Origin of the sequence: Prevotella sp. oral taxon 299 str. F0039, assembly GCF_000163055.2 — a bacterium.
Lineage (GTDB): Bacteria > Bacteroidota > Bacteroidia > Bacteroidales > Bacteroidaceae > Prevotella.
In genome coordinates this window covers 897,370-911,205 of record NC_022111.1, presented here as the reverse complement: position 1 = coordinate 911,205, position 13,836 = coordinate 897,370, and the positions used below count along the sequence as shown (strand labels likewise).

Genomic DNA, 13,836 nt, shown 5'->3' with positions numbered 1-13,836 from the left:
TCAATGACAAAGTCGTATCCAATAGTTTATCTAAAAAAAGGAAAGGACGAAAGCCTAAAACGTTTTCATCCATGGGTTTTTTCTGGTGCAATAGCCAGCGGAACAGAATCCTTAAACGAAGGTGATGTAGTGAGAGTGTGTACTGCAAGTGGAGCATTTATAGCCGTAGGGCATTATCAAATAGGCTCAATTGCCGTTCGAGTACTATCTTTTAAAGACATTGTTATTGATGAAGAGTTTTGGAAATCACGCTTACAGTCAGCTTTAGAAGTGCGTTTGGCAATCGATGTTGTAGACAATCCCAATAATAATACTTATCGTTTGGTGCATGGAGAAGGGGATAATCTACCTGGATTAATTGTAGATTGCTATGGAGAAACAGCTGTTATGCAAGCTCATAGCGTGGGTATGCATTGTGAAAGAAATGCTATTGCTAAAGCACTTGTAGAGGTGTTAGATGGTAGAATCAAAAATGTTTATTATAAAAGTGATACCACCTTGCCTTTTAAAGCCGATTTAAACCAAGAGAATGGCTTTTTAATTGGAGGAGAAACAGATTGTACAACACTTGAAAATGGTTTGACTTTCAAGGTCGATTGGTTGAAAGGACAGAAGACAGGGTTCTTTATTGACCAAAGAGAAAACCGCAGTTTGCTTGAGCAATACTCAAAGAATAGAAGTGTATTGAATATGTTTTGCTACACAGGAGGATTCTCTGTTTATGCAATGCGTGGGCAAGCTGAATTGGTACATTCGGTAGATAGTAGTGCAAAAGCAATTGACATCACTCGTGAAAATATTGCTGCCAACTTCGAAGACACCACAAAGCACGAGGCTTTTTGCGAAGATGCATTTAAGTATCTCGATGCAAATGATAAGAAATACGACCTTATTATCCTCGATCCACCAGCTTTTGCTAAGCATAGAGCGGCACTTAAAAATGCACTAAAGGGTTACACTCGTCTAAATGCAAAGGGTTTTGAAAGTATTAAGAGCGGTGGTATTTTATTTACTTTCAGTTGTTCTCAAATTGTAACTAAAGATCAATTCCGTAATGCTGTCTTTACTGCTGCAGCTCAATCAGGACGCAAAGTACGTATACTTCATCAACTTCATCAACCTGCCGATCATCCTATTAATATCTATCATCCTGAAGGTGAGTATTTAAAAGGATTGGTGTTGTATGTTGAAGACTAATTTAATACAATGCAAAAAAGCAGTTCTTTGTTTCTAAGAAAAATAGAACAGTTTATTGAACAAAAAGAGTTGATGAGCAAAAATCAACTCTACTTGGTGGCGTTATCGGGTGGAGCAGATAGCGTTGCACTACTTTTGGTTTTGAAAAGATTAGGTTATAATGTAGAAGCAGCCCATTGTAACTTTCATTTAAGAGGCGAAGAATCTGATAGAGATGAAGACTTTTGCAAAGATTTATGTCGTGAGTTGGATATAAAACTGCATCTTGCTCATTTCGATACTCAAACTAATGCAAGTCTACATGGTATTAGTATAGAAATGGCTGCACGTAATTTGCGATATAATTATTTTGAGGCTCTATTAAAAGATATCAACGCTAGTGCTGTTTGTGTAGCACATCATAAAGATGATAGTGCAGAAACCCTTTTATTAAACCTTGTTAGGGGTACTGGAATAGAAGGACTTACGGGGATTAAGAGTAAGAATAATAGGATTGTAAGACCATTCTTATGTGTTCGAAGAAATGAGATAATCAATTATCTTGAACAGCAAAACCAATCGTTTGTAACAGATAGTTCTAATCTTGTGAATGATGTTCAACGCAATAAAATACGTTTAGACGTAATGCCATTGTTGCAAACTATCAATCCTTCAGTTGTAGAACATCTTAACCAAACAGGTGAGTATGTAGAAGATGCAACAGCTATTTTGAATGCAACTTTAGAGCAAATGTACGATAGGGTTGTTCTACTTAAAACTGAAGAACAAATGATTGTTGATATAGAAAGATTAGAAAAGGAACAATCTTCAAGCTATTTGTTGTGGTATATCCTAAAGAATTATGGTTTTAATGCAGCCCAAATAAAGCAAATATCGCAAGGATTAACCACCTCAATAGGTAGGGTGTGGGAGTCGACAACGCATGCTTTAACCATCAATAATAATAAAATTATTGTAGAACCTCTATTTACATGTGACTCTAAAGAATATCGATTGATTGAAGAAGGCTTATATCATTTGAATTCAAAACTATCTATCGAGATAAAAAAAGAATCTTATTCAAGTGATAAAGGCTTTAGTAAAGATCCTAAATATATTTGGATAGATGCAGATAAAGTTGCATTTCCATTATTTATTCGATTGATAAAGGAGGGTGATAGAATGATTCCTTTAGGAATGAAAGGGGGCAAATTAATTAGTGATATGCTAACAGATTCGAAGGTATCTTATTTCGACCGTCAACGTCAATATGTGTTATTAAATAATGAACAGCAAATTATTTGGCTTTTAGGTCGTCGCATTGACGATCGATATAAGATAACATCGTCTACAAAGACTGTTCTAAAAATAAAGTTGCTTTAGTGAGATCTTCAGGAGTATCGATACCAATTGTTTCGATATTTGTTAATCCTACCTTTATTTTATAACCGTTTTGAAGCCATCTAAGTTGTTCTAATCCTTCAGTTTTTTCTAGCGATGATGGTTCCAAACGAGTGATTTCGCTAAGTACCGAACGTCTATATGCGTAAATCCCGATGTGTTTTAAATATGGGAAAGTGTCAGTAATATTAGTATCTTCACCAAGTTTATTAATGTCAACTCCTTTAATAAAAGGAATCATATTGCGTGAAAAATAGAGCGCATAGTTATTGTTATCCATCACAATTTTAGGCGAGTTGGGATTTAACACGTCTTTTGTTGTGGTGAAAGGTTTACCTAATGTGGCTATTTGTGTTTGTTCGTCATTAAATGAATTGCATAAAGTTTGAATTTGAGAAGGGTCGATAAATGGCTCATCTCCTTGAATATTAATAACCACATCGCATGGAACACTAATTTTAGATACAGCTTCTTCAATTCTATCTGTTCCGCTTTCGTGGTCGGAACGAGTCATAATAACGTTTCCTCCAAAGTTCTCAACCTCTTTAAAGATACGTTCATCATCAGTAGCAACATATACATCTTCTAAAACAGATGATGCCTTTTCGTACACTCTTTGTATGACAGTTTTACCTTTAATTACAGCAAGTGGCTTTCCTGGAAAGCGTGAAGAGCCATAACGAGCAGGTATAATGCAAATGAATTTCATTCGATATAACTTTTAGTGAATATTCAATTCGTATTTCAAACACATCTTGTGTTGGGACGAATGCAAAGATACTAATTTTTACTAATTATTTTTGAGGTCTCAATAAAAAAGGCTATTTTTGAGTATTAAACTATTAGTAATGATATTAATTCTAATAAATTAATTGTAGTGAGAAAAGGAATCTTAACCATATTATTGATAAGTGTACCTCTAATTTGTTGTGCACAAAGAATCGTTTTAGGCTCTTGTACCACGAAAGATGGTGGACTTTATAAAGGAGAAATTGTAGCAAATAAGCCTCATGGAAAAGGAGTTACAACCTTTAAGAATGGTGACATTTACGAAGGAGAATACGTAAAAGGTAAAAGAGAGGGTCATGGTGTTTATACTTTTGCTGACGGTGAGAAGTATGATGGACAGTGGTTTCAAGATCAACAGCATGGAAAAGGAACCTATTATTTTATGAATAATAATAAATATGTGGGTTTGTGGTTTCGTGATTGTCAGCAAGGTATAGGTACAATGTATTACTATAATGGCGATAGATACGAGGGAAACTGGTATCAAGACAAGAGACAAGGAAAAGGAAAGTATATTTTTTCGAATGGAGCTTATTATGATGGCCTGTGGGATAATGATCAAAAAAATGGTAAGGGCTTCTTTAATTGGGGAGATGGAACCACCTATGATGGAATGTGGGTAGGTAATCAACGTTCAGGAAAAGGCACAAATAAATATACAGATGGTGATGTCTATACTGGAGAATGGCTCAATGATATTCAGAATGGTAAGGGAATTTACAAGTTTCAGAATGGAGATATTTACGAAGGAGCTTACCTAGAAGGAGAAAGAACGGGTGAAGGTATTTTTAAATACGCCAATGGTGATAAATATACAGGAGCATTTAAAGAAGGCGATAAAGATGGATTTGGAACCTTAGCTTGGAATAATGGCGACATTTATATAGGTTTTTGGAAAGCTGATAAACAAAATGGTAAAGGTAAACTAACCAAAAAAAATGGCGATATTTATGAAGGAATATTCCAAAATGGTAAACTAAATGGTGAGGTAGTAATACACTATGTCAATGGAACTAGATTTAAAGGAACCTTTAGAAATGGTCAACGTCATGGCAAAGCGATAGAAGAAACGAAAGAGGGTGTTCGTTTTGAAGGCTCTTATTCGCAAGATATGAGAGACGGAGTATTTGTAGAAAAAGATAGAAATGGAAATATTATAAAACAGGGTCGGTATGATTCTGGAAGACGATACGAGAACTAACTACAAGGATAAAGAATTATGGCTACAGCTGAAAACAAAACAAAGAAGCCTATAAAGAAGACTTCTAAACCTAGAACACGCAAAGAATTGGAACGTCCTTTAGAGCTAATTAGAAAGGATCCATACTTATTGGATTATACAGAAGCAATAAAAGGCAGACACGAACATGCGTTAGATAAGTTGAAACAACTTACAAATAATGGAAAAAAAACATTGACAGATTTTGCCAATGGTCATAATTATTATGGTTTACATTGTAACTCTCGTAATTGGATTTTTAGAGAATGGGCTCCTAATGCCACTGCAATCTATTTAATTGGAGATTTTAATAATTGGCAAGAAACACCAGAGTTTCAGGCGCAGAAAGATTCTAAAACTGGTGATTGGGTGTTGAAGTTGCCTCTAAAAGCACTTCGTCATGGTGATTATTATAAGCTAAAAATATATTGGGAAGGTGGATCTGGGGAGCGAATTCCTGCGTGGGCACAACGTGTTGTACAAGATGTTAACACTAAAGTATTCTGTGCACAGGTATGGAAACCAACTGAGACTTACCAATGGAAGAAAAATAATTTTAAGCCAACTATTAATCCTTTGCTTATCTATGAATGTCATATTGGAATGGCGCAAGATGAAGAAAAGGTTGGAAGTTATACTGAGTTTAAGGATAAAGTACTGCCTCGTATCATAAAAGCAGGATATAACTGCATTCAAATAATGGCTATTCAAGAACATCCTTATTATGGTTCTTTTGGCTATCATGTTAGCTCTTTCTTTGCTGCGTCATCTAGATTCGGTACTCCAGAAGAACTAAAAGCTCTGATAGATGAGGCTCATTGCAATGGAATAGCTGTGATTATGGATATCGTTCATTCACATGCTGTGAAGAATGAGATAGAGGGGTTAGGTAATTTTGCAGGTGACCCCAATCAATTTTTCTATGAGGGAGGTAGAAGAGAACATCCTGCATGGGATTCACTTTGCTTCGATTATGGTAAAGATGAGGTTCTACATTTCTTGTTAAGTAATTGTAAGTATTGGCTAGAAGAATATCATTTTGATGGCTTTCGATTTGATGGTGTAACATCAATGCTTTATTATAGTCATGGGTTAGGGGAGGCCTTTACTAATTATGGTGATTACTTCAACGGACATCAAGACGACAATGCGATATGTTATCTAACCCTTGCCAATCTCTTAATTCACGAGATTGACCCACGAAAGATTACTATTGCAGAGGAAGTTAGTGGTATGCCTGGTCTTGCTTGTAAGTTTACTGCAGGTGGATATGGCTTTGATTACCGTATGGCAATGAATATTCCCGACTATTGGATCAAGATAATCAAAGAACAAAAAGATGAAGATTGGAAGCCAAGTTCTATCTTCTGGGAAGTAAAGAATAGACGTGCTGATGAACGAACTATTTCATATTGTGAGAGCCACGACCAAGCTTTGGTAGGCGATAAGACCATTATTTTCCGATTAATAGATGCTGATATGTATTGGCATTTCAAGAAAGGAGATGAGAATTATATGGCTCATAGAGGTATTGCGTTGCATAAGATGATTCGACTAGCAACCATTTCAACTATAAATGGAGGTTATCTTAATTTCATGGGAAATGAGTTTGGGCATCCAGAATGGATTGACTTCCCACGTGAAGGAAATAGTTGGAGCCACAAATATGCACGTCGTCAGTGGAATTTAGTGGACAATGAAGAACTTGATTATCAATATCTAGGCTTATTTGATAAAGCTATGTTAGATGTTGTTAAAAGTGAAAAGACTTTTAATAAAACACCTATACAAGAGATATGGCATAATGATGGAGACCAAATATTAGCCTTTACAAGAGGTGATTTATTGTTTGTTTTCAATTTTTCTCCCACTCAATCTTATGTGGATTATGGATTGTTAGTACCCACAGGTACTTATGATGTAGTATTAAATACTGATGCTAAGATCTTTGGAGGTAATGACTTGAATGATGATTCCGTAACTCATTTCACTAATTTTGATGCTCTTTATGTTAAAGAACATAAAGAATGGCTTAAATTATACATTCCTGCTAGAACAGCAATGGTATTAAAAAAGAACTAAATGGCATATTTATTAAAAATCAATAGAAGGCAGTTTGCTCGATATTTCTGTACACTTATTTTTGTTGTATTTATCTTTTTGTATCTGTATTATTATCAGTCGGACACATTAATTTATGTGCAACATGTCCTTTCTAATGGTAAAACTCACTACAATTCGCTTGTAGGTGGAATTATCATTACTGCAATTTCTTATATAATCATATTGTTGCAGCAGACTTTTTCTAAAGTTATTAGACGATTTAGGTTCATTGCTTTTTACCTACCTTCATTGCTCATTGCATTCTTATGTGATGTAGATGAGCATGTTTCGTTTAATTTTTATCTTTTGATTTTCGGCTTGTTACTATATGGGTTGGTGCTTTATTGGCTAAAAGGCATAGTAAAACAATCAAATAATCACTATACATCTAACTTCGCAGATACACTACTTTTCCAACTTATGTATCTTATTGTGTTGTTCTTTTCAATTTCTATAATAGGGAATAACGATGAAGAATTTCATTATAGATTAAGAACAGAGAGATATATACTTGATAAAAAGTATGATTTAGCAATAAAAATAGGAGAGAAATCGGCTATTGCCAACTCGTCATTAACAATGCTTCGCTCTTTTGCTCTTAACAAAAAACATCTATTGGGGGATAAATTATTTACCTATAATATAATAGGTAGATCTTCGGTTTTATTGCCAATGGATTCTAATTCGTGTTTACTTTTACCGCAAACATTTGTTGAAGACGATATGAAAGTGCGTGCAAAGCATAAAATGTCGGCTTTAAAATATTTCCAAAGGCTTGATGAGTTGAGGGTAAAGAATAAGCAATACGTGGATTATTTATTGTGTGCTTATTTGTTAGACAAACGTTTAGATGATTTTGTAAGAACCATTTCGAAGTATTATACAATAGATAATAAGCTTCCAAAACATTATCGTGAGGCATTATTACTATACTCTCATACTCATGCAATGCCTGCAATTGAGTATCATGACAATGTTATGGAAGCCGATTACCAAGATTATGCGAAGTTAGAAAAGCAATATTCTAATGGCATAACCCGTAAGAATAAGTTGAAAGAGGTATTTGGAAATACTTATTGGTACTATTATCAATATGCTATTTCTTAACCTCTGCCAATGCTTTAACCCAGTCTGTATCTAATGAAAAGTTTGTGATGTAGTTTGAATTATCTACGTATCCGTAGGTAATTTCTTTTTCCATATCATTGAAAAGTGAGTTCTTTATACTTGCATTCTTATATTTTGCCTTAGTAACTTCTTGAGTACTTTTCTTTGCATTGTTTGCTAAAGTCTTTATATAAAGGTTTACAAATTCGATCATTGCATTAGCTTGTTCTCCTAATTCGTGCTCTGAAAAGCCTTCTGTAGAACCTGCCTTCATTGTTAAATAATATAAGGCATCTGACTTAAATGTAGCAATCTTTCTGGTTTCAAGACTCTTTGTCTGATTATTTTTAATCGCTTCATTCTTTAGCATGAGGTTTTGTACCTCTTTAAAGATCTCTTGTGCTTGAATAGTTATTGATGAGCAAAGGCATAGAGCCAATGTAAAAAGCATTTTTTTCATAATTCTTCTTGTTTGGTTATTTACTATTTATTCTTTCCTTATTTTTATTTATAAAATCTTTCCAACCTTTATATGATACGTCATTAATAGGACGTCCTGTTTGTAGATAATGGCAATAAGCAACTCCCAGTGCATCTGTTGCGTCCATAAACTTAGGTAAATTGCCTTTATCTAGCTTTAATAGGCGAAGCAACATATCTGCAACTTGCTCTTTACTTGCTTGTCCTTGTCCTGTAATCGCCATTTTTATCTTAAGAGGAGCATATTCAAATATTGGAATATCGTGATTAATTGCAGCAGCAATTGCAACCCCTTGAGCTCTTCCAAGTTTCAACATAGATTGAATATTCTTACCAAAGAAGGGAGCTTCGATAGCCATTTCGTCGGGAAGATATTCCTCTATTATTCCTTTAACTCGTTGAAAGATATTACCTAATCTCAAATAAGGGTCTGTCATTTTGCGCATATCTATAATACCCATTGCAATCATTTCTGCTTTATTAGATACTACTTTTATGACGCCATAGCCCATTATATTTGTTCCAGGGTCAATACCTAAGATAATTCTTTCATTATCAATACGTTGTAAAACCATTGCTATTGCCCTTCAAAAGCTATCGATCTATGTATGGATTGCTACTTAATTCGTCTCCAATAGTTGTGCTTTCACCATGCCCGGGATATAGAATTGTTTTATCAGGAAGTTGAGATACAAATCTAAGTGTTTGTATCATTTGAAACATCGATCCTCCTTCTAGGTCTGTTCTACCGATAGAGCGCTTAAAAATAGTATCTCCTGAGAAAGCGATATGCTCTTTTTCATTATAGAAGAATACACTTCCTGGAGTATGACCTGGTGTTTCTATTATTGTAAAACGCTGTTTACCAAATTCAATGATATTATCTTTTGTTAGATAATCAATATCTTTTGGTTGCTCTTCTGTTAAATCTAAACCCAGTAATAGTTGTGCTTGTTGCTTTATACTTTCCATTAAGAACTTGTCTTTATGGTGTACTTTGGGAGTGAGCCCAAATTCTTTTTGCATGCAACTATTTCCAAAGTTGTGGTCAAGATGACCATGAGTAGCAAGCAAATGTTTGGGTATTAATTGATTCTTTTTGATATAATCAATAATCATATCTCGCTCTTCTTGATAAAAAACGCCACAATCTATAATTATACATTCTTTTGTTTCATCGCTAACAACGAAACAATTCTCTTGTAACATATTACAAGTAAACACTTGAACATTTATCATAGAGGTATATATATTAATGATTTTTCTTTAAACCAATCGTCTTTAAACCAATTAGATAGAGGTGTTATTTCGGCAAGTTTCTTGTGTTCATGAATCTCACCTTCGGTATTTCCTCCCTTTAAAACAATCACTCCATTGGGTAAAGCGTTGTTTTGTTTTTTTGAAATATTCTTTTTTACAATATTTATTAAGTCGGGTAGAGGCATAACAGCACGACTAACTATAAAGTTATATTTTCCTTTTTCTTCTTCACCACGGATGTGTTCAGCAACCACATTGGTAATACCAATGGCTTTAATAACTTCATTTGCGACCATAATCTTTTTGCCTGTTCCATCTATAAGCTTAAATTTACAGTTTGGAAACATAATTGCTAAAGGGATACCAGGAAAGCCTCCGCCCGTCCCAAAGTCCATAATTGTAGTTCCATCTTTAAAATTAATAGCCTTTGCAATGGCTAAAGAGTGGAGTACATGGTGTGAATATAGATTGGAAATGTCTTTTCTTGATATTACATTTATCTTTTGGTTCCAATCTTCATACAACGCTTGTAGAGCCTTAAACTGCTCTATTTGCTTGTCTGTTAGGTGTGGAAAATATTCTAAAATCTCGTTCATTCTCTATCTTTAAGTATTTCTTTTAAGTCTTTATTCTTTATTTTAATCTCAATTTCTCCAATGTTTGTATTTGTAATTTCTCCATTATTATAAATAAAAACTACTTCATTTTCCTTAATAATGAAATTCTTTGGAGCATTTATATCGTCTGTTAATAATATATTTTGTTCCAATAATGTTTTTATATCTTTAGTTTTGAATTGTTTTAAAAGTTGTCTTTTTATAAGTGAATTAAGTGTGTATTCATATCCTCTAACAAATATATCTTCTAATGTAAGTATCTTTTTTGTTGCGATATTGATATTCTTGCACTCTATCCATTTATCGTCTTCACTTAGTTCATTTATAGCTAGTGTGTGATGATATAAATAACTTATGATATTATCCTTATATGAATTGATTGCTGTTTTAAGAATATAATGGTATAAATATCTATTTTTTGATGTGTGCAACTCGTTATTTATAGATGAAACATTGGTTATAAACTCATTAAAAAAGCATTGAATGAAAGAATTAACTCGTTTCTTCAAAGGAAGATTTTGTAGTGAGTCATTATTGTAATATGGTGGAAAGATGTTATCGGAAAGAATGAGTTGATTTAGTTTTGATGCTCCTTTTCCTGTTAAATATTTTATGTTCATTTGAACAGAACACCATAAAGTATCCTTCTTCTGTATATATTTTTGCATCGAATCAATTTGCAAACTGTCTATAGATAAGCCTGTTTTTTCTTGTATTCCTTTGTTTGGAAGATTGCAAGAGAATACTAAACTCAATAAGCATGTTATAAAAATAGATAGACGCATAATATTACAAAAGTAATATTTTAATTCTATATATCTGCCTTTTTTGTTGGAATTATTCTATTTATGATATTATTTTATTCTTTTGTTGGGCTTTCTTTGAGTGTTGTCAGGTCAACTTTCCAACCCTCATTGGTTTTGATAAGGTTGATAGTTACATCTCTTTCTTTGTTGAGTTGTATATCGCTATTTATATCTTTCATTTTAAATGAGTTATATATCTTCATCGAAATTCTAGCTTTAATGCCTTCTTCTAGCATTCCAGTATTGGTTATTTCGATGCTAGCATCTTCGTTTCTTTGTTTGATAAGCTCAATATCTTTTTCGCTAATATTAGATGCAAGAAAACTAATTTGTGTCTTAGATTCTGCTGTACAATATTTAAGGGCCTTCTCTAATTTCCAATTATAGAAGTTAGTTGCAAAGGAATCTGCAACAATAGTTATATCATTAGAATTCGATATTCTTTGACATGATGATATTAGATTTATGGTGCTTACAAATAACAGAATTACTGCATATATGTATTTTCTCATTGTACAAAAGTTTTAATATATTTTATCGATGTTTTCTATATAGTGAATAAAAGCTTCATATAAATTTTATTTTGGATGAAAGTTCTTATTATTGAATGAAAACGCTGCAAAGATACTATAAAGTTTTACATTTATATTTGTTCTTACATATTATGCTATTTTTTTATAATATAATTTTATTTTAATTACAAATTTATGCATATATTTGTGATCTCTTTATTACTATATCTTTTATAAAATAAAATCTATCAGAAAGTGCACAGCAATGAATAAAAATAGATGTAACAGATGTCGTATTATCCTATGTTTATCTTATAGGAAGATGTGTCTTTGGCTGTATTGCTTATTTCTTTATAAAACACAAGTTGTTAATATACGTGCGTTTTCTATCCTATGGGCTTTTTCCTTTTTTACTTTAGTTCATGCGCAATCAAAGACCGATTGGGTAAAAGATTATGAAGAATTTGTAAATGTAAATATGCTAGAGCAAGAAGCTGCTCAAGAATTGTACGATGTTTTGAGCGAACATGCTGATCATAAAATGAGCATTAATTCTATAACAAAAGAAGACTTAGAGGCTTTTGTATTTTTATCTAGTGAGCAAATAGAAGGTATAGTTGAGTATGTTTATAAGTATAAACCGTTAAAAACACTTTCTGAATTGGTGCTGGTTGAGCCGTTAGATGCTGTAAGTCGAAATCTTTTACTTCATTTCTTAACACTTGATCCTATTCAAATTGAAATGTTTCCAGGTTTTGAAACTGCCTTTAAATATGGTCGTTCTACTTTTATGGCTATGACAAAAATACCTTTAGAGAAGCAACGGCTTAGTGAAAATAGATATCTGGGATATGCTCTTAAGCATCAATTACGTTATAAGTTTCAGTTTTCTGATTATTTGAAGATGGGTCTTACGGCTTCTCAAGATATGGGAGAACCATTTTTTCAATATAAGAACAAAGATGGATATGATTTTTATTCTTATTACCTAGTACTGCAACGGATTGGTATTATTAAGCAAATGGTGATAGGACGATATCGCTTAAAAACAGGAATGGGACTTATCATCAATAATGATTTTAATTTTGGGAAACAAATATCACTTGCAAGTATCGATAAAGTGGATACCAATATACGAGCGCATTCTGCTGCTTCTTCTGCTAATTTTATGCAAGGATTGGCAACTACTTTAAGCTGGTCGAAAAATTTTGAAACAACCTTCTGGACTTCGTATAGGGCAATTGATGCTACTTTAACTAAAGATAAAGAATATATTGCAACGATTTTAAAAACAGGATTGCATCGCACCGAAAGCGAAATGGATAGAAAAAATAATGCTTATCAGTGGGCAGGAGGATTCAGATTTGGCTGGAAGAAAAATGGATTTGGGCTTGGATTAACAACGGCATTTACAGGATTTAGCAAACCTCTTCTTCCTAATAAAAATCAAAAATATAAAGAATTCTATCCTGAAGGTTTTATGTTTCATAATATAGGGGTTGATTATAGCTATTTAAGTAGGCGAGTGGTGGTGCGTGGAGAAACGGCAATAAACGATCAAAAAGCTTTCGCAACCATCAATTCAATTAATTATCAGTTAACAAGTTTACTGAAACTCACCTTACTCCAAAGATGGTATAGTTATAGATATTATTCTCTGTTAGGTAATGCGTTCAACGAAGGACGACATTTGCAAAACGAAAGTGGCTTGTTTTTAGGTGCTTCTTATAATCCTATTCAGTTTTTATCTATAATGGGTTATGTTGATTTTGCTTATTTCCCTTGGCCCAAATATCAAATATCAGAAGCATCTTGGGCTGTAGAACCGTTTATAAGTGTAAAGTGGCAACAAAAAAGTTGGAGCTACTTGTTACGCTATAAATGTAGGATGAGATCAAAAGAAGATAAAAAGAATGACGTGGTAGCTAATGAAATAATTCATAAAACTCGTTTTTCTTTGGGTTATGATGCTACTCAATGGGGGGTGCAAACAAATTTAGATGTTGTTTTTCATCATTTTCTAGAGAATAGTTTAGGGTGGAGAATTGAACAAAGTGGATTCATTAAAACAAATACCTGCAATATCTTTGGAACTCTTTCTTATTATTATACAGATAATTATGATAGTAGGATCTATGCCTACGAACGTGGTCTACTTTATCAATTTTCTTTTCCTATGTTCTATGGAAAAGGTTTTCATTACGCATTGGGCAATCGTTGGGATATTAATAGTAGTTTAATGCTAATAGCTAAGGTAAGTGGTTCTTTCTATTATCGTAATAAGAAAAATAATATAAAAGATATTGCAAAAGTGGAAGAATTTAAGAATTATATAGAAATGCAGCTGCGGTGGAAATTCTGATACT

At 33.2% G+C, this 13,836-nt stretch carries 13 protein-coding genes; 6 read left to right on the top strand and 7 right to left on the bottom strand.

Annotated elements, in window-relative coordinates:
* Nucleotides 1-3 precede the first annotated feature (3 nt).
* Nucleotides 4-1,197 (top strand): class I SAM-dependent rRNA methyltransferase, encoded by a 1,194-nt coding sequence (locus HMPREF0669_RS06725; protein ID WP_009227769.1) that lies wholly within the window; start codon nt 4-6, stop codon nt 1,195-1,197.
* Nucleotides 1,198-1,206: 9 nt separating this feature from the next.
* Nucleotides 1,207-2,559 (top strand): tRNA lysidine(34) synthetase TilS, encoded by a 1,353-nt coding sequence (gene tilS / locus HMPREF0669_RS06720; RefSeq protein ID WP_020967265.1) that lies wholly within the window; start codon nt 1,207-1,209, stop codon nt 2,557-2,559.
* Here tilS and kdsB read toward each other — a convergent pair.
* On the bottom strand, nt 2,525-3,286 hold the full coding sequence (gene kdsB / locus HMPREF0669_RS06715) for a 3-deoxy-manno-octulosonate cytidylyltransferase (protein ID WP_009227767.1): 762 nt from the start codon (nt 3,284-3,286) through the stop codon (nt 2,525-2,527). The genes tilS and kdsB overlap by 35 nt on opposite strands.
* A gap of 168 nt (nt 3,287-3,454) precedes the next feature.
* On the opposite strand from kdsB, the gene HMPREF0669_RS06710 reads away from it, so the two are divergent.
* Genes HMPREF0669_RS06710 through HMPREF0669_RS06700 form a run of 3 tightly spaced genes read left to right on the top strand, consistent with a single transcriptional unit; the run spans nt 3,455 to nt 7,795 of the window.
* Entirely contained in the window at nt 3,455-4,567 is a 1,113-nt protein-coding gene (locus tag HMPREF0669_RS06710) for a phosphatidylinositol-4-phosphate 5-kinase (RefSeq protein WP_009227766.1), read from the top strand.
* Between the two features lie 18 nt (nt 4,568-4,585).
* Entirely contained in the window at nt 4,586-6,667 is a 2,082-nt protein-coding gene (locus tag HMPREF0669_RS06705) for an alpha amylase C-terminal domain-containing protein (protein ID WP_020967264.1), read from the top strand.
* On the top strand, nt 6,668-7,795 hold the full coding sequence (locus HMPREF0669_RS06700; protein ID WP_009227764.1) for a DUF6057 family protein: 1,128 nt from the start codon (nt 6,668-6,670) through the stop codon (nt 7,793-7,795).
* Here HMPREF0669_RS06700 and HMPREF0669_RS06695 read toward each other — a convergent pair.
* The 6 genes from HMPREF0669_RS06695 to HMPREF0669_RS06670 form a co-directional block, all read right to left on the bottom strand.
* Nucleotides 7,785-8,255, bottom strand: coding sequence for a hypothetical protein (locus HMPREF0669_RS06695; protein WP_009227763.1), 471 nt, complete (start codon nt 8,253-8,255; stop codon nt 7,785-7,787). The two genes, HMPREF0669_RS06700 and HMPREF0669_RS06695, sit on opposite strands and share 11 nt — an antisense overlap.
* A 16-nt stretch (nt 8,256-8,271) precedes the next feature.
* Nucleotides 8,272-8,850, bottom strand: a complete 579-nt coding sequence (ruvC, locus tag HMPREF0669_RS06690) for a crossover junction endodeoxyribonuclease RuvC (protein ID WP_009227762.1) — start codon at nt 8,848-8,850, stop codon at nt 8,272-8,274.
* A 19-nt stretch (nt 8,851-8,869) separates the two neighbouring features.
* Nucleotides 8,870-9,514, bottom strand: a complete 645-nt coding sequence (locus HMPREF0669_RS06685; RefSeq protein ID WP_009227761.1) for an MBL fold metallo-hydrolase — start codon at nt 9,512-9,514, stop codon at nt 8,870-8,872.
* Nucleotides 9,511-10,131, bottom strand: coding sequence for a 16S rRNA (guanine(527)-N(7))-methyltransferase RsmG (rsmG, locus tag HMPREF0669_RS06680; protein ID WP_009227760.1), 621 nt, complete (start codon nt 10,129-10,131; stop codon nt 9,511-9,513). Before rsmG ends, HMPREF0669_RS06685 begins: the two co-directional genes overlap by 4 nt.
* On the bottom strand, nt 10,128-10,820 hold the full coding sequence (locus HMPREF0669_RS06675; protein ID WP_232236455.1) for an RsiV family protein: 693 nt from the start codon (nt 10,818-10,820) through the stop codon (nt 10,128-10,130). Before HMPREF0669_RS06675 ends, rsmG begins: the two co-directional genes overlap by 4 nt.
* 191 nt (nt 10,821-11,011) lie before the next feature.
* Entirely contained in the window at nt 11,012-11,470 is a 459-nt protein-coding gene (locus tag HMPREF0669_RS06670) for a hypothetical protein (RefSeq protein WP_009227758.1), read from the bottom strand.
* 478 nt (nt 11,471-11,948) lie between these two features.
* Here HMPREF0669_RS06670 and HMPREF0669_RS06665 point away from each other — a divergent pair, with 478 nt between their 5' ends.
* Nucleotides 11,949-13,832, top strand: coding sequence for a hypothetical protein (locus HMPREF0669_RS06665; protein WP_044045733.1), 1,884 nt, complete (start codon nt 11,949-11,951; stop codon nt 13,830-13,832).
* Nucleotides 13,833-13,836: the final 4 nt, after the last annotated feature.

Coding starts and splice junctions, on each gene's coding strand:
- HMPREF0669_RS06725 (WP_009227769.1), top strand. CDS start 4: ATGACAAAGTCGTATCCAATAGTTTATCTAAAAAAAGGAAAGGACGAA.
- tilS (WP_020967265.1), top strand. CDS start 1,207: ATGCAAAAAAGCAGTTCTTTGTTTCTAAGAAAAATAGAACAGTTTATT.
- kdsB (WP_009227767.1), bottom strand. CDS start 3,286: ATGAAATTCATTTGCATTATACCTGCTCGTTATGGCTCTTCACGCTTT.
- HMPREF0669_RS06705 (WP_020967264.1), top strand. CDS start 4,586: ATGGCTACAGCTGAAAACAAAACAAAGAAGCCTATAAAGAAGACTTCT.
- HMPREF0669_RS06700 (WP_009227764.1), top strand. CDS start 6,668: ATGGCATATTTATTAAAAATCAATAGAAGGCAGTTTGCTCGATATTTC.
- HMPREF0669_RS06695 (WP_009227763.1), bottom strand. CDS start 8,255: ATGAAAAAAATGCTTTTTACATTGGCTCTATGCCTTTGCTCATCAATA.
- ruvC (WP_009227762.1), bottom strand. CDS start 8,850: ATGGTTTTACAACGTATTGATAATGAAAGAATTATCTTAGGTATTGAC.
- HMPREF0669_RS06685 (WP_009227761.1), bottom strand. CDS start 9,514: ATGATAAATGTTCAAGTGTTTACTTGTAATATGTTACAAGAGAATTGT.
- rsmG (WP_009227760.1), bottom strand. CDS start 10,131: ATGAACGAGATTTTAGAATATTTTCCACACCTAACAGACAAGCAAATA.
- HMPREF0669_RS06675 (WP_232236455.1), bottom strand. CDS start 10,820: ATGCAAAAATATATACAGAAGAAGGATACTTTATGGTGTTCTGTTCAA.
- HMPREF0669_RS06670 (WP_009227758.1), bottom strand. CDS start 11,470: ATGAGAAAATACATATATGCAGTAATTCTGTTATTTGTAAGCACCATA.
- HMPREF0669_RS06665 (WP_044045733.1), top strand. CDS start 11,949: ATGCTAGAGCAAGAAGCTGCTCAAGAATTGTACGATGTTTTGAGCGAA.